Below are 15,790 nucleotides of genomic sequence, written 5' to 3' on the forward strand. Positions count from 1 at the left end.
CTCGTCGCCACGGGTCCACGCCGACGGCCCCGATGACCGCCCAGCGTGCAGAAACTACCGATCACCGCAGATCAGGGGGTTGCAGGCGATTGCAACGGTGCGATCGCCATCACATGTGACTACCCTCACAAGGGGCTCGAGACAGGCACGGGAGTGCAGTTTCATGAGCGAAATGCACCGGACGAAAGTGAGCTATTCGAGATGACGACCAGTACCTCCGGAACCGACGAGACCGCGGTTGCCTCCTACGCGCCGTCGGCCGAGTTCACGGCTACGGCGAACGCCGGGGCCGAGCTCTACGCCGCCGCCGAGGAGGACCGACTCGGCTTCTGGGCCGAACAGGCTCGCCGACTCCACTGGCACACCCCGTTCACCGAAGTACTCGACTGGTCCGACGCCCCCGTAGCCAAGTGGTTCGCCGACGGTGAGCTCAACGTCGCCTACAACTGCGTCGACCGCCACGTCCTCGACGGACACGGCGACCAGGTGGCCATCCACTGGGAAGGCGAGCCAGGCGACAGCCGCGACGTCACGTACTCCGATCTGCTCGCAGACGTCAGCCAGGCCGCCAACACCCTGACCGAACTCGGCCTCGTCTCCGGCGACCGCGTTGCGATCTACATGCCCATGATCCCCGAGGCGATCGTCTCGATCCTCGCGTGCGCACGCCTGGGCCTGACCCACTCGGTCGTCTTCGCCGGCTTCTCGGCCACCGCACTGCGCTCACGCATCGACGACGCCGAAGCCAAGCTCGTCATCACCACCGACGGCCAGTGGCGACGCGGCAAGCCCGCACCCATCAAAGACACCGTCGACGAGGCCGTCGACGGGGCGGCTTCGATCGAACACGTCCTCGTCGTCAAGCGCACCGACTCCGACGTCGCCTGGACCGACGGACGCGATCTGTGGTGGCACGAGACCGTCGCGAAGGCATCGAAAGAACATGAGGCACAGCCTTTCCCGGCCGAGCATCCGCTGTTCATCCTCTACACCTCGGGTACGACGGGTAAGCCCAAGGGCATCATCCACACCTCCGGCGGCTACCTGACGCAGACCTCGTACACCCACCACAACGTCTTCGACCACAAGGCAGGCAAGGACGTCTACTGGTGCACCGCCGACATCGGCTGGGTCACCGGACACTCCTACATCGTCTACGGCCCGCTCTCGAACCGCGCCACGCAGGTCGTCTACGAGGGAACGCCCAATTCGCCCGACGAGCACCGGCATTGGAACGTCATCGAGAAGTACAAGGTCTCGATCTACTACACCTCTCCCACCCTCGTGCGCACGTTCATGAAGTGGGGCAAGGAAATCCCCGAGGCCCACGATCTGTCCTCGATCCGTCTGCTCGGTTCCGTCGGCGAGCCGATCAACCCCGAGGCGTGGCGCTGGTTCCGCGACGTCGTCGGCGGCGGCAGTGCCCCGATCGTCGATACCTGGTGGCAGACCGAGACCGGCGCGATCATGATCTCCCCGCTGCCCGGCGTCACCGCCACCAAGCCGGGCTCCGCGATGGCCCCGCTGCCCGGTATCTCCGCCAAGATCGTCGACGACGACGCCAAGCCACTGGGCAACGGCGGCAACGGTTATCTCGTCCTCGACGAGCCGTGGCCGTCGATGCTGCGCGGCATCTGGGGCGACATGGACCGCTACAAGGAAACGTACTGGTCGCGCTACGCCGAGGAGGGCTGGTACTTCGCCGGTGACGGCGCCAAGTACGACGAGGACGGTGCCCTGTGGGTCCTCGGCCGCGTCGACGACGTCATGAACGTCTCCGGCCACCGCATCTCCACCTCCGAGGTGGAGTCGGCACTGGTCAGCCATCACAGTGTCGCCGAGGCCGCAGTGGTCGGTGCCGCCGACGAGACCACCGGTCAGGGCATCGTCGCATTCGTCATCCTGCGCGGCGGCGAGGAGAACACCGGCGATGCGTTGATCGCCGAACTCAAAGCTCAGGTCTCCAAGGAGATTTCGCCGATCGCCAAGCCGCGGGAGATCTCCATCGTTCCCGAGCTGCCGAAGACCCGATCGGGCAAGATCATGCGTCGCCTGCTGCGCGACGTGGCCGAGGGCCGCGAACTCGGCGACGTGTCCACCCTCGTCGACCCGAAGGTGTTCGAGGCGATCACGAAGGGTCGCTAGCGCTCCCATGTGAGTGAAACTTCGTAGCCTGCTACGAAGTTTCACTCACATGTGGCGCAGCCGCTCAGATCGAACACCGTGTAGTCGCCGACGGTTTTGGGTGTGAAGGTCGCTGTCACCCAATCAGCGATCGCCGACGGTCGGTTCTTGTCGTTGCCGGCGATGAAGTAGTGGATTTTCCCGGCTGCCACGTCGGCCCGGAACTGGTCGAGCGTGGGCGACGGGTCGGTTCCCGAGAACCCGCCCACCGGCATCACCGGGTCGTCGGTCGCGAGCTGTAGGCCCGCGGCGGCATTGGATCCGATCGTCGCCGCCACCCAGGTGTAGTGCTGTGCACCGGATTCGAGCAGCCCGGTCAGTTCGTCGTCCGGTGCCTGGGCAGTGAAGTGCGCCGAGTGCCCGGCACTGTCGTCGCGCACTCCGGTTCTGGACCCTGCCGCCTCGGACGGAATCGAGGGGCCCGCCGATGGACCTCCCCCACTGTGCGGTGTGACGACAGTGTCGGCGACATACGCGACCGGCCCCGCCAACGCGACAGCCAGAGCGACTGCTCCCAACGCCATCGATGCCTGCCGAGATCCCCGGAACAGCAGCGCGACGGCCACGATCACTCCCGCTGCCAACACGACCCACCGCAGCCACGGCACGAAGTCGGGAGTGCGGGCGAGAAAGACGAACGACGTTGCCGTGGTGACAGCGGAAGTGAGCGCGAGAATCACACGCCCCCAGAGCTTCTCGCGTCGCACCCACAGTTCACGCAGGGCAGCGCCGACGATCGCGGCGATCGCCGGCGCGATCACGATCGTGTAGTACGAGTGGAAGGTGCCCGACATGAAGCTGAACACCAGCGAGCACCCGACGAGCCACAATCCCCACATCACGAACCAGGCGCGAGCGAAGTCCCGTCGAGGAGCTGTGCCGCGCATGATGATTCCCGCCACCACGAGCACCAGCGCAGCCGGAATCAGCCACGAGATCTGACCACCCTGGGCGGCCGCGAACAAGCGGGTGATGCCCGTCTGCGCGCCGTGCCCGGCCGGGCCTGCACTGCCCGAAAACGACTCCGCGACGCCGCCGTGTTCGTTTCCCGTCAGTCGGCCCAGGCCGTTGTAACCGAACGTCAGGTCCAGAATGCTGTCGGTCTTCGACCCGCCGACCCACGGCCGGTCGGCAGCCGGAACCAACTGGACGATCGCGACCCACCACCCGGCCGTCACGAGCACCGCCGCACCGGCCGCCAGTAGCTGGAGAAGTCGAACGCCGAGCCTCGGTGGACCGAACGCCGCGTACGTCACGGCAAGAGCCGGCACGACGAGGAACGCCTGGAGTTGCTTCGTCAGAAACCCCAGGCCGACAACAGCTCCGGTGAGCACCAACCATCGAGTTCGCCCGTCCTCGAGCGCGTGAAGCATCGCCCACGCTGCCCCCAACAAGGTGAGGGTGAGGAGGGCGTCGGGATTGTCGTAGCGGAACATCAGGGCGAAGGTCGGCGTCGTCGCCAGTACTGCGCCCGCGATCGATGCGGCCCCGTAGCCGAATCGACGGGCGACGATCGCGTACATGATTCCCACGCTCAGCACAGCCATCAGCACCTGCGGTAGCAGCAACGACCACGAGTTGAGGCCGAAGATCCGCACGGACAGTTCCATGATCCACAGCGACGCAGGCGGCTTGTCCACCGTGATGGAGTTCGCGGCGTCGGACGAACCGAAGAGGAAGGCCTTCCAGCTCACCGAGCCGGCTTGAACGGCGGCTGCGTAGAAGGAATTACCCCAGTGCTCGCGGTTCAGATCGAGGGCGTAGGCCCCTGCGGTCGCAACGAGAAGGGCGGCGAGAGTGGGCATTGCCCAGCGCGGGCGAGCGATGTCGCGTTCGAGGACGGTCACAGTCGATCACTGTTGCCCCCGATCCTGAGGATGTGCGATCAAGTTGCTGACAATCGCCCGTCAATCGTCGCAGCGGACGAAAACGAGCGGACCCACGTGAGCGGAAATTCGACCCCTGCTACGAATTTCCGCTCACGTGCGGCGCAGCCGCTCTACACGCTGTCGAGCGACTGATCTCGTGTTTCCTTCATGATGATCAGCGAGATCAGCGTCAACGCTGCGGCGATGGCGAGGTACACGCCCACCCAGCCGACGCCGTAGCTGCTCACCAGCCAGGTGGCGATGAACGGTGCCACTGCGGCACCGAGGATCGACGCGGTGTTGTACGAGATTCCCGAGCCCGTGTACCGAACGTTCGTCGGAAACAGTTCCGGTAGAACGGCACTCATCGGTCCGAAGGTCAGGCCCATCAGCCCGAGGCCGACGCACATGAACACCAGCATCTTGCCTGCCGAGGCGGACGCCGGATCTGCGAACCAGTGGAACGACAGACCGAACAGCACGATCGCCGACGTGATGACGATCAGCGTGGGGCGACGGCCGTACTTGTCGGCCAGCAGTCCGGCCACCGGAATCAGCGCCGCGAAGAACAGCACCGCGATCAGCTGGAGCTCGAGGAAGTCGGTGTACGGGATGGCCAGCTTGGGGCCGTTGACGTCGGCCACCTTGCCCGTTCCGTAGCTGACCACCCACGTGGTCATGATGTAGAACAGCGTGTAGGTGGCGAGCATGACGAACGTTCCGATGATCAGCTGACGCCAACTGGTCTTGAACACCTGCGCCAGCGGGGTCTTGACCTTCTGGCCCCGCTCGACGGCCAGCTTGAACACCGGCGTCTCCTCCAGCTTGAGCCGCACGTACAGGCCGATGATGACCATGACGGCGCTGAGCAGGAACGGGATTCGCCAACCCCATGTGAGGAACGCGTGATCGGTGCCCGAGTTCACGGAGTCGTAGCCCGTCGCGATGACGATGAGCAGGAAGATGCCGTTGGCGAAGAAGAAGCCGATCGGCGCGCCCAGCTGCGGGTACATCGCCGCCCACGCTCGCTTGCCCGGCTTGGCGGTTTCGGTGGCCAGCAACGCTGCCCCGCTCCACTCGCCGCCGAGACCGACGCCCTGGGTGAAGCGCATGATCGCCAGCAGAGCCGGAGCCCACAGGCCGACCGCGGCGTACGTCGGCAACAGTCCGATCGCGAACGTCGCGACACCCATCGTCAGCAGGGAGCCGACGAGCGTCGCCTTGCGTCCGATGCGATCGCCGAAGTGGCCGAACAGAATCGACCCGACGGGCCGCGCGATGAACGCCAGGCCGAAGGTCGCGAACGACGCCAGCAGAGCGGTGGTGTCGTTGCCCGCGGGGAAGAACAGACGCGGGAAGACGAGCACTGCGGCGGTGGCATAGATGTAGAAGTCGAAGAACTCGATGGACGTGCCGACCATCGAGGCGATCACGATGCGCGACCGCGGCACCTGGGGTGCGGGAATGGCGCCGTCGGCGGTGACGGCGTGTGCTGAACTCACGAATGCTCCTGAAGGGGGAAGTTCCCTGCAAATTACCTGATGAACACCTGAGAATTTCACGCCCCGGGGCTGTTCGTTGCCGGTTCGTGCAACATTGTCGTGTTTGCCCTCGCGGACGCGGAGGTACCCGGCCACGACAGCCGAGCGTCGCTCGACTAGCGGGAAACAGTTAATCTGCTACCTAGGCACTACTGTCGATACGATCTTCCGCACAACACCGAGCAGAGCAATTACAAGGGGTCGAGAGTTGAGCGTCAGCAATGACAAGGGATACGGCAACGGCGTCCCGAACACGATTTCGTCGATACCTCTGACCGATGTCGATGCCCGCACCCCTGGTAGCGCCAGCATCGGAAACCTCGTCAAGGACGCCACCACTCAGGTCTCGACGCTCGTACGCGCCGAAGTCGCCCTCGCCAAGGCCGAGGTCACCGGCGAGGTCAAGAAGGGACTGCAGGGCAGCGTCTTCTTCATCATCGCGTTGACAGTGTTGCTGTTCAGCTCGTTCTTCTTCTTCTTCTTCGCCGCCGAACTGCTGGACGTGTGGCTCTACCGCTGGGCGGCATTCCTGATCGTGTTCGCCGTCATGGTGTTGGCGGCGGCGCTGTTCGGATTCCTCGGATACCGCAGGGTCAAGAAGTTGCGCAAGCCCGAGAAGACCATCGACTCGCTCAAGCAGGCGTCGACGGTGCTGCCGAACCAGCACGATTCCATCCCCGGAGTTCCCGGCTACAAGAAGTAGTAGCCCGGCGAGTCGAGCAGTATGAATCAGCCCGATCCGTCCACGGTCCGATATCCGGGACAGTGGATTCACCGCGACATCCACGCCAACGGAATTCGGTTCCATGTCGTGGAGGTCGGCGAACACGCACCGGACGCACCGTTGGTGGTTCTGCTGCACGGCTTCGCCGACTTCTGGTACTCCTGGCGACACCAACTCGAGGCACTGTCGCGGTCGGGTGTTCGCGCCATTGCCGTCGACCTGCGCGGATACGGTGACTCCGACAAGCCTCCACGCGGCTACGACGGGTGGACCCTGGCGGGCGACATCGTCGGCCTGGTTCGAGCACTCGGTTACCCGAACGCCACCTTCGTCGGCCACGCCGACGGCGGTCTCGTCTGCTGGGCCAGTGCAGCGCTGCACCCCCGCCTGGTGAACTCGATGGTGCTCGTCAACGCGCCGCATCCCATCTCTCTGCGTCGCTCCGTGTTGAAGGACTCGGCGCAGCGCGCCGCCCTGCTGCCCCACTTCGTTCGCTACCAGGTTCCGCTGCGCCCCGAGAGGCTGCTGACGCGTCGAGGCGGTGTCGCGGTGGAAGAACTGATGAGCAGCCGCGCCGGGAACGCGTGGCAGCGCACCGAGGATTTCGCGGACACCACGGCCAAGATGCGGTCGGCCATCCGTATTCCGGGGGCTGCGCACTGCGCACTGGAATATCAGCGCTGGGCGTTCCGCAGTCAGTTCCGTTCCGACGGCCGCCGCTTCATGGACGCCGTGGACGTCCGCACCTCGATTCGCGTCGCGCAGATCAGCGGCGACCTGGACCCGTACGTCCTGCCCACCACCCTCGACAGAGATCGGCACTGGGCTCCGGGGCTGACGCGTCGAACAGTGCGAGACGTGGGGCATTACGTGCACCAGGAATCCCCCGACGTGGTGTCGGAGGAGATCCTGCGGGTCGTGCGCGAGCGCTAGACGATGCAGTCGCCCGTGCCCACCGGCACCGGGGCATCGAAACTCTGCGCGAGCTCGTCCGCGATCTCCGACGCGGTCAGCACGAATCCGGTGTCGGGGTCGTCGACCGCCGCGCCGAACACCACACCGAGTACCTCACCGGACGAGTTGACCAGCGGTCCACCGGAATTGCCCTGCCGCACCGATCCGCGGACGGTGTAGACCTCACGTTGGACGGTGCCGGTGCGGTAGATGTCCGGTCCGCTGAGGTTGATGATCTCGCGGATGCGCGCCGGGCTCGCCGTGTACGGCCCGCCCCCGGGGTAGCCGAGCACGATGGCGTCGGTTCCGGATTCGGCAGGTGCCGGCGCGAACGGCAAGACCGGGGCCGCGAGCTCCGAAACCCGAAGCACGGCAACGTCTTCTTCCGGGTCGAACAACACGACGTCGGCGTCGAGCGGTCCGTTGGGCGAATCGACCGTCACCTCGGACGTGCCTGCGACGACGTGCGCATTGGTCATCACCAGATCCGATCCGACGACGAAACCCGAACCTTCCAACGCCTTCTGGCAGCTCGGCGCGATGCCGTTGATCTTGATGACGCTCGATTGCAGTTGCACCGGAATCGGTCCCGCTGCGATCCCGGAATCGGGTGCGGCGACGTTCGCGACCGGAGTGCGTCCGAACGGTCCGATGACGTCGGGAAGCCCGGACGTATCGAGCAGCGCCGAGAATTCCTTGGGCACCTGACGCAACCAGTCGGGTGCCACCTCGTCGACTTTGCCCAGAACCGTCGAGCCGCGTACAGCGCTGGCGACCTCGGGCTGCGAGGACGACGTCAGTGGAATGGCGAGCAGCCACGCGGCCGCGAGAACGGCTGCGGCCTGCAACCCGGCACCGATGGTGCTGTCGACCGATCGTGCTGCGCGCGAATGGATTCCGCTGCGCAATGCCCGACCGAGAACCATGCCGGCCACCTCACCGACGATCACCAACACCACGATCAGCGCGATTCCGACGAACACCCGCGTCCGCGAACCGTCGACGTGTTCGAGCACGTGCGGTGCCACCAGAATGCCGGCGACGGCCCCGAGCACGACACCGAGAAACGCCAGCGCCGACGCCACCGCCCCCTGCCGCCATCCCGACGTCGCCGCCAGCAGTGCGATGGCAACCACCGCGATATCGACCCACCCTGAACCTGTCACCGATCGAGCCTCGCTCCTACCGCAGTCAAGCTGGCCTCCAGATCGCGTATGTCCCCCGTGTCCCACTCGGGCTCCCAGCCCGATACAGCCAGCAGACCCGCCAGGATACCGCCCGTGAAGCCCCACACCAGCATGCCCTGCACAGCGAACGCGGGACCCTGGTATCCCGCAGGGTGGCGTACCTGGAATCTGCTGTTCGGATCGAGCAACTCGCGCAACGGAACTCGCACCACTCTCTCGGTCTCGCCGGGATCGACGACGCGAACCGGGGTCGGCTGCTCCCAGTACGAGAGCACAGGAACCACGTCGAAGCGCGAGGGCGGAACGTAGATTCCTGGCATCGTCGCCAACGGGACGACGCCTGCCGGGTCGAGCCCGGTCTCCTCCTGCGCCTCCCGCAGTGCCGTGCCGATCGGGCCGTCGTCGCCCGGGTCGGTGGCTCCGCCGGGAAAGGCGATCTGCCCGCTGTGATCTCGCAGTGTCGATGCACGCTGGGTCAGCAGGACGTCGGCGTCGGCAGGCAGTCCGCCGGGCGCACCGGGATCGGCGACGGGTGTGCCGCCGAACAGCACCAGCACGGCGGCGGACCGCGGCCGGTCGGACGGCGGCGCTTGACGCTGCAGCACGGGGTTGGTGCCGGTGGTGTCGGTGAGTCCGCCCGCCCTGCCTGCGACGTCGATCATGCGCCCGAGCCAGTCGGGTGCGGTCACGAGTCGACTCCGAGGTTCACGCGGACGGCGTCGGCGATGTCGTCGACGCTCCGGAAGGGTTGTGGCAGCACCTTGGCGACAGTGCCATCCGCAGATATCAAAACGGAAACGGGCAGCACATTGGGCGCTCCGACGGCGGCGGCGACTCTGCCCGCACCGTCCTGAACGCCGGGCAGCGTGACGCCGTAGTCGGTGAGCCGAGTCAGGCCGTTGGCTTCGTTGGCGTCGTTGTGCACCGTCAGGACCTCGATCTTCTCGCCCGCCCGTTCGGCGTACTGCTGCAGGTAGGGCAGCTCTTCGGCGCAGGGCCCGCACCAGTACGCCCAGATGTTGAGTAGCGCCGGTCGGCCCGCGAGTACCTGGCCGAGGTCGACGTACGAGCCGTCGCCGATGCATACGAGGGTGATGCCGGTCAACGGACCGAATGCGGCCCCCGACGGCGTCGGACATGCGGCCAGCCCTGCGTCGCGCCGCAGCGGGGCAAGGGCCTCGGCGGTGTCGGCTGCGCGACGCTCGTCCGTGCCCGGTGCCCGCTGCCCGAGGCCGGGAGAGTCCGTGGGTTGGGCGGTCGGCGCGTCGCTTCGGGGCCACAGCGCGTAGACCATCCCGACCACCAGGATCAGAGCGACCAGTGACCACCGCAGAGCAGATCTGTTCACGGCACGATTCCGGCAAGGGCGAGGAGGTGGTCGGTTTCCGGGCCCTTCACCAACGCGGCCGCAGCGGCGGGGTCGGTCGGACCGGTGCCGAAGGACGGGCAGTCCTTGGCGAGGACGCACACCCCACATGCGGGTGTACGAGCGTGGCAGACGCGTCGACCGTGAAAAATGACTCGATGCGAGAGCAGCGTCCACTCCTTGCGTTCGATGAGTGCGCCGACGGCGTGCTCGACCTTGACCGGGTCCTCCTCCTCGGTCCACTGCCACCGCCGCACGAGCCGTCCGAAATGGGTGTCGACGGTGATTCCCGGAACATCGAAGGCATTGCCGAGCACGACGTTGGCCGTCTTGCGGCCGATCCCGGGAAGCGTGACGAGATCCTTCAACGTCGCGGGCACCTCGCCGTCGAAGTTCTCCAGCAACTTCTGTCCGAGTCCGATCAGTGAGTTCGCCTTGTTTCGGTAGAACCCCGTGGTGCGGATGTACTCCTCGAGCTCGGTGCGGTCCGCCTCGGCGTAGTCGCGGGCTGTGCGGTATTTCACGAACAGAGCCGGGGTGACCATGTTGACGCGCTTGTCGGTGCACTGCGCGGACAGGATGGTCGCGACGGCGAGTTCGAGGGGCGTGGTGAAGTCCAGTTCGCAGTACACATGCGGGAAGGCGACCCCGAGCGTCCGATTCATCCGCCGAGCTCGACGCACGAGCCCGAGGTGCGTCTCCTCACGTTTGCGCACGTCGGGGCGTTTCGGAGCTGTCGAATCCACTCCACAACTGTACGGACAAGAATGCGTAACGTTCCTCGCGGCAGGAGTGGGCTGTGTTTGTATCGAGACCTTTTCGGTGTTAACTGGCCGGTATGCAAGGACTCGCCGTGGTGCTCTTTCCGGTACTACTCATGCTCTTCGCACTCGCGATGGAACGCGTCGAGTTCCGGCTCAGCAAGCTCGGCGTCCGAGAGCAGGAAGTACAGGAGTTCCTCGATCAGGCGAGCACGTCCGAGGTCGCCACTCTGGCGAACGAGGGCTTCCCGCACGCACTGGCCCGATTCAACACCCGCAAACGCCGCCAGACCCCGCCGCGGACCGTCGACACGCGCGACGGCATGGTCGACCAACGAGCCAGCTGAGCGCGCGTTTCGTCCCATTGGTCGTAATTTGGATGAATTTCAGGTGAACGGGAACACACTCCCGAGACCTCTGGCAACCTGTGGTGGCGTCGATCACTCGGTTTCCACCGACTCGAAGTAGACTCCCCTGAGGTAATTGTTGTGTTTGATCATCTGGTCGGCGTCGACGCCTGAACTGCACCGCAGTTCGGTGCATGGCACGAACTGTGTACAAACGCTTTCGGTGGTGCGGGTTGCCGCGTCACCGACATCCCAAAAGGAGCGCAAGTGGACGACGTCCTGGCACGGGCCGGCATCTTCCAAGGAGTCGAACCCTCTGCGGTTGCGGCACTGACGAAGCAGCTGCAGCCTGTCGATTTCCCCCGCGGACACGTCGTGTTCAACGAGGGCGAGCCCGGAGACCGGCTCTACATCATCGTCTCCGGCAAGATCAAGCTCGGGCGACGCTCCCCCGACGGTCGCGAGAACCTGCTGACGATCATGGGACCGTCGGACATGTTCGGCGAGCTGTCGATCTTCGACCCCGGCCCCCGTACGTCCTCGGCCACCACGGTCACCGAGGTGCGCGCGGTCAGCATGGATCGAGCTGCGCTCAAGGACTGGATCGATCAGCGCCCCGAGATCGCCGAGCAGTTGCTGCGCGTGCTGGCCCGCCGGTTGCGTCGCACCAACAACAACCTGGCCGACCTCATCTTCACCGACGTTCCCGGACGCGTCGCGAAGGCGCTGCTGCAGCTGGCCCAGCGCTTCGGCACCCAGGAAGCGGGCTCGCTGCGCGTCACCCACGACCTGACGCAGGAAGAGATCGCTCAGCTCGTCGGTGCCTCTCGCGAGACCGTCAACAAGGCACTGGCCGACTTCGCACACCGCGGATGGCTGCGCCTCGAAGGCAAGTCGGTGCTGATCTCGGACTCCGAGCGTCTGGCACGCCGAGCTCGCTAGCTCTCGCGGAGGTAGGCCAGCTGCGTTTTGACCGACATCCGCGCAGCAGGCCACAACTTCTTGTCCACGTCCGCATAGACGTGGCGTACCACCTGCATCGGTTTCGCGTTCTCGCCTAGTTCGGCGAGCGCCGAGCGAACCTGATCCAGCCGCTGCCGACGGTGAGCGCGATACGCCCGCGCCACCTCGGCGGTGTCCGGCAACTCCGGCCCGTGACCGGGAAGCACGGTCTTCCCCGCACCGGCCGCTTCGAGCCGGTCCAACGACTGCAGATAATCCGCGAGCGAGCCGTCCTTCGGGTCGAGCACCGTCGTGCCGCGGCCGAGGACGGTATCTCCCGTCAGGACCGCGTCGTCGAGCACGAAACTCACCGAATCCGCGGTGTGACCCGGCGTGTGCAGAACCTCGATCCGAAGACCCGCGGCCTCGATGACCTCGCCGTGGGCCAGAGCAGCGCCGTCCCCGTGCAGGAACTTCTCCCCGACCGCGCGCACCGGAGCCGCCGTCTTTCGGTGAAAACGCTTCAGCCCGCCGGTGTGATCGGCGTGGCGATGGGTCACCAGGGTCAGCACCACCGTGCCCGACGCGGCGACGGCGTCGAGATGGGCTCGGTCCTTCGGCCCCGGATCGACGACGATGCATTCCTCGGACCCCGGTGCCTGGAGAATCCAGGTGTTGGTTCCGTCGAGGGTCATCTTGCCCGGGTTGTCGGCGAGCAGAACCGACGCGGTCGGCGTCACCTGCCGGCGTAGTCCGTACGCGGGATGCTGGGGATTCGAAACGGCCATTGAAACACTGTAGGTCGCCGACCCCAGCTCGTGTCCATGCGGACTACCGTCGACACCTATGAAGATCGGACTCGTCGGAGCGGGCCCCTGGGCCCGCAAGACTCAAGCCCCCTCGTTGCTCGCTCATCCCGCCGTCGACTTCGCCGGAGTGTGGGCCCGACGGCCCGAGGCGGCGGCCGAGATGGGGGCACCGGTCTTCGAATCGTTCGAAGCCCTGCTGAGCGCGGTCGACGCGGTCGCCTTCGCCGTACCACCGGCCGTGCAAGCCGGGTACGCGCTCCGCGCGGTCCAGGCAGGCAAACATGTGTTGCTGGACAAGCCGATTGCCGCAACAGTGGCCGAGGCCGAGGAACTGGCAGCGGCGGTGACTGCAGCGGGCGTGCGCTCGATGGTGACGCTGACTCTCCGGTTCGCCCCGGAGACAAGGCGATTCCTGGACGCGGCCGCCGGTCGAGCGTGGGCCGCGGGCTCGGGAACCTGGTTTTCCGGTGCCGTCCTCGGCGGGGCGTATGCGAACTCCCAGTGGCGACACGACGACGGGGCAATCCTCGACATTGGACCACACGTGTTCGATCTGCTCGATGCAGCGCTGGGAACCATTGCGCGCGTTGCCTACTCGCACCGAGAGGTGGCGTCGGACAGTTGGACGGTGCTGCTCGAACACGAAGGCGGAGCCCGCAGCACGGTGCAGTTGTCCCTGCGGACGCCGATCATGCCGTCTCTGATGCGGATAGAACTCAGCGGCACCGACGGAGTCGAGACACTCACCGATCGATCGACCTCGTCGACCGACTGCTTCGCCGTCCTGCTGGACGAATTCCTCGAGTCGGTCGACAAGGGTGTCGATCACGAATGCTCGGTACACCGCGGCCTGCACCTACAGAAGGTGATCAGTGCGGCTACGCCGCAGTGACATGTGCAGCTACGCCCCAGTGACATGTGCAGCTACGCCGCAGTGACATGTGCGGCTGCGCCGCAGTGACATGTGCAGCTACGCCGCAGTGGCGTGGTCGAGTGCCCCAGAGAGCACACGAACACACCACTGCGCGTCAGCGCAGTTCGACGATGAGCTCCACTTCCACCGAAGCACCGAGGGGCAGTTCGGCGACACCCACAGCCGAGCGCGCGTGCTTGCCCGCATCGCCGAAGATCTCACCGATGACGTTCGACGCCCCGTTGATCACCCCGGGCTGACCGGTGAATCCCGGCGCGGAGGCCACGAACCCGACCGCCTTGATCACCCGGGCCACCGAATCGATGCCGACGAGCGCGTGCACGGCGGCGAGCGCGTTCAGGGCACAGATGCGTGCCGCAGCGGTGGCGTCCTCAGCGGTGACGTCGGCACCGACCTTGCCCACGGACGTCAGGTTTCCGTCCACGATCGGCAACTGGCCGGAGGTGTGGACGAGCGAGCCCACCTGCACCGCCGGGACGTAGGCCGCCAGCGGCGGGACGACGTCGGGCAGCTCGATGCCCAGCTCGGACAGTCGTTCGCTCCAGTTCGCCACGCGCTCAGGCCTTCGGACGCTTGAAGTACGCGACCAACGTGTCGCCGCCGTTGGGCCCCGCCATGATCGTGACGAGCTCCCAGCCCTCGGAGCCGTAGTTGTCGAGAATCTGCTTGGTGGCATGAATCAGAACCGGTGCGGTGAAGTACTCCCAGATGATCTTTTCGCTCATGACTGTCGAGCCTATCGCCCACGCGGTGCCGGAACTACAGTCGTCGCATGGATCGGCTCGATATCAAGGACGCCATCTATCACTTCGCGCGCAACCTCGGTGATTCTCGAGACCAGTTCTCCCTGACGGTGTTCGACTCGGTCGATCGCGACGCGCCCTCGTTCGAGGAGGTCGTCGCGCACATGGAGACCCGTGTGCCCCTCGTTCCCGGCCTGGGGCTACGGCTTCGGGAGGCGCCGCTGAACCTCGACTACCCGCGATGGGTACCCGACACGTCCCCGGTGTCCGAACGGATGTCCGACCACGATCTCGGCGGTGCTCCCTGGGCCGATTTCGAGGCCTTGATGGGCGACCTGCTCCGTACTCGTCTCGATCTGAGAGACCACTCCTGGCACGCGCACGTGGTGCGCGGAGTCGGTTCTGCTCCGCTGGTGCAGGGAGCGGTCACGGTGGTGATATTGCAGGTCGGACACGCCCTGACCGATGGCCTCGGCGTCTCGAAGATGGTTCGCGCACTGTTCGAGGCACAGTCCTCGGCAGGCGCGGCACCGTCTCCGCAGACCGAACCCGAGCGGGAGCACCCCGTTGCCGGCGTGTTGAGTGCGGTGGTCCGGGCACCGGTGGATCTCGCGCGATCGCGGTGGGAGGCCCGCCGCGCGATTCGCGCCTACCGGGGTACGACGCCCGGTCCGCCTGCGGTGCCCGCCACGTCGATCAACCGGGCCGTGGGGCCGTATCGAGTCGTCCGGATAGTGCCTATGCAGGCGACGGAGGTCCGCGTGGGTGCCGCGTCGTTGACGGTGTCCGCTCTCTGCGCCGTCGGCCCGTGCCTCGATCGGTATCTCGGCGACGATCACGGGGCACTGTCCGAGACCGGAGGCATCGTGTCGGCCTTCGTCCCGATGGCCCTGCCTCGCGATACGGAGTGGCCTGCAGCGAATCGCGCAGTGGTCGGAACGGTCGATCTCCACGTCGGCGAACCCGATCTCGAGAAGCGGGCCGAGCTGATCACTCGGTCGCTCGCAGTCGAACGAGCCAGAGTGACGGCCGCGCCACTGCTACGCATCGCGCGAGCGGACGAGCGGGTGCCCGCACCGATCGTCCGATTCGTCCAGGGACGTCGATTCCGAAAACGCGACCGCTCTCCGGCGCGCGTCGGGGCTCAGACAACCGTGGTCAGCGTCGACCGTGGCCGCGCGAATCTCGAGCTGTGCGGTGCCGTTTCGCGCTTCTCGGCGGGCTTTCCGTTCCTCGAAGACGGCCGGTGTCTCAACCACGGGATCTTCGGCATCGGCTCTGTGGTGACGGTTGCCATGGTCGCCTGTCCCGACGCAGTTCCGGATCTCGACGGCTACACCCGGCAATTGGTCGACCGACTCCGCCGACACTCGGGGCAGAGTTAGAGACTTCGGTCGGACGCCCGGGGACGACCTCTATATGGTCGGGGT

At 66.0% G+C, this 15,790-nt stretch carries 16 protein-coding genes; 7 read left to right on the forward strand and 9 right to left on the reverse strand.

The genetic code is table 11. The annotated features are described in order from the left end of the window. Positions 1-201 precede the first annotated feature (201 nt). Positions 202-2,145: an acetate--CoA ligase gene (gene acs / locus CH249_RS08790; RefSeq protein ID WP_045198427.1), complete on the forward strand. Its 1,944-nt coding sequence runs from the start codon at positions 202-204 to the stop codon at positions 2,143-2,145. Between the two features lie 41 nt (positions 2,146-2,186). Here the strand turns inward: acs and CH249_RS08795 are convergent, their stop codons facing one another. Further along, complete coding sequence (locus CH249_RS08795; protein WP_256988219.1) at positions 2,187-4,031, reverse strand: glycosyltransferase family 39 protein; 1,845 nt, start codon at positions 4,029-4,031, stop codon at positions 2,187-2,189. 152 nt (positions 4,032-4,183) lie between these two features. Then, a complete protein-coding gene (locus tag CH249_RS08800; protein ID WP_045200857.1) occupies positions 4,184-5,554 on the reverse strand; it encodes an MFS transporter in 1,371 nt (456 codons plus the stop codon). A 247-nt stretch (positions 5,555-5,801) separates the two neighbouring features. Here CH249_RS08800 and CH249_RS08805 point away from each other — a divergent pair, with 247 nt between their 5' ends. Both CH249_RS08805 and CH249_RS08810 read left to right on the forward strand, forming a co-directional pair. Further along, positions 5,802-6,296: a phage holin family protein gene (locus CH249_RS08805; protein WP_032395253.1), complete on the forward strand. Its 495-nt coding sequence runs from the start codon at positions 5,802-5,804 to the stop codon at positions 6,294-6,296. 21 nt (positions 6,297-6,317) lie between these two features. Then, on the forward strand, positions 6,318-7,250 hold the full coding sequence (locus CH249_RS08810; protein ID WP_094646660.1) for an alpha/beta fold hydrolase: 933 nt from the start codon (positions 6,318-6,320) through the stop codon (positions 7,248-7,250). Here the strand turns inward: CH249_RS08810 and marP are convergent. From marP to nth, 4 genes are read right to left on the reverse strand one after another with little or no spacing between them, the layout of a single operon-like run. Then, positions 7,247-8,437: an acid resistance serine protease MarP gene (gene marP / locus CH249_RS08815; RefSeq protein WP_094628516.1), complete on the reverse strand. Its 1,191-nt coding sequence runs from the start codon at positions 8,435-8,437 to the stop codon at positions 7,247-7,249. The two genes, CH249_RS08810 and marP, sit on opposite strands and share 4 nt — an antisense overlap. Then, on the reverse strand, positions 8,434-9,120 hold the full coding sequence (locus CH249_RS08820; protein ID WP_094683029.1) for a CoA pyrophosphatase: 687 nt from the start codon (positions 9,118-9,120) through the stop codon (positions 8,434-8,436). The genes marP and CH249_RS08820 overlap by 4 nt, the downstream gene beginning before the upstream one ends. Positions 9,121-9,143: 23 nt before the next feature. Then, a complete protein-coding gene (locus CH249_RS08825; RefSeq protein WP_179273252.1) occupies positions 9,144-9,752 on the reverse strand; it encodes a TlpA disulfide reductase family protein in 609 nt (202 codons plus the stop codon). A gap of 50 nt (positions 9,753-9,802) precedes the next feature. Further along, positions 9,803-10,489, reverse strand: a complete 687-nt coding sequence (gene nth / locus CH249_RS08830; protein WP_256980443.1) for an endonuclease III — start codon at positions 10,487-10,489, stop codon at positions 9,803-9,805. Between the two features lie 173 nt (positions 10,490-10,662). Between nth and CH249_RS08835 the strand changes: the two genes are divergently transcribed. Together CH249_RS08835 and CH249_RS08840 are read left to right on the forward strand one after the other, a co-directional pair. Next, positions 10,663-10,932, forward strand: coding sequence for a hypothetical protein (locus tag CH249_RS08835; RefSeq protein ID WP_032395258.1), 270 nt, complete (start codon positions 10,663-10,665; stop codon positions 10,930-10,932). A 267-nt stretch (positions 10,933-11,199) separates the two neighbouring features. Next, positions 11,200-11,874 (forward strand): Crp/Fnr family transcriptional regulator, encoded by a 675-nt coding sequence (locus CH249_RS08840; RefSeq protein ID WP_027494494.1) that lies wholly within the window; start codon positions 11,200-11,202, stop codon positions 11,872-11,874. Here the strand turns inward: CH249_RS08840 and CH249_RS08845 are convergent. Beyond that, the gene (locus tag CH249_RS08845; protein WP_032395259.1) at positions 11,871-12,662 is read right to left on the reverse strand and encodes an MBL fold metallo-hydrolase; all 792 of its coding nucleotides are present in this window, start codon (positions 12,660-12,662) and stop codon (positions 11,871-11,873) included. The genes CH249_RS08840 and CH249_RS08845 overlap by 4 nt on opposite strands. A gap of 58 nt (positions 12,663-12,720) precedes the next feature. Here CH249_RS08845 and CH249_RS08850 point away from each other — a divergent pair, with 58 nt between their 5' ends. Further along, complete coding sequence (locus CH249_RS08850; protein WP_094683018.1) at positions 12,721-13,575, forward strand: Gfo/Idh/MocA family protein; 855 nt, start codon at positions 12,721-12,723, stop codon at positions 13,573-13,575. Between the two features lie 136 nt (positions 13,576-13,711). On the opposite strand, the gene CH249_RS08855 is transcribed toward CH249_RS08850, so the two are convergent. Both CH249_RS08855 and CH249_RS08860 read right to left on the reverse strand, forming a co-directional pair. Beyond that, complete coding sequence (locus tag CH249_RS08855) at positions 13,712-14,170, reverse strand: RidA family protein (protein ID WP_032395261.1); 459 nt, start codon at positions 14,168-14,170, stop codon at positions 13,712-13,714. A 4-nt stretch (positions 14,171-14,174) separates the two neighbouring features. After that, positions 14,175-14,342, reverse strand: coding sequence for a DUF4177 domain-containing protein (locus CH249_RS08860; RefSeq protein ID WP_094609297.1), 168 nt, complete (start codon positions 14,340-14,342; stop codon positions 14,175-14,177). Between the two features lie 47 nt (positions 14,343-14,389). Between CH249_RS08860 and CH249_RS08865 the strand changes: the two genes are divergently transcribed. After that, the gene (locus tag CH249_RS08865; protein ID WP_094683019.1) at positions 14,390-15,745 is read left to right on the forward strand and encodes a wax ester/triacylglycerol synthase domain-containing protein; all 1,356 of its coding nucleotides are present in this window, start codon (positions 14,390-14,392) and stop codon (positions 15,743-15,745) included. Positions 15,746-15,790: the final 45 nt, after the last annotated feature.

This window comes from Rhodococcus sp. 05-2255-3B1 (assembly GCF_002258545.1).
Classification (GTDB): domain Bacteria; phylum Actinomycetota; class Actinomycetes; order Mycobacteriales; family Mycobacteriaceae; genus Rhodococcoides.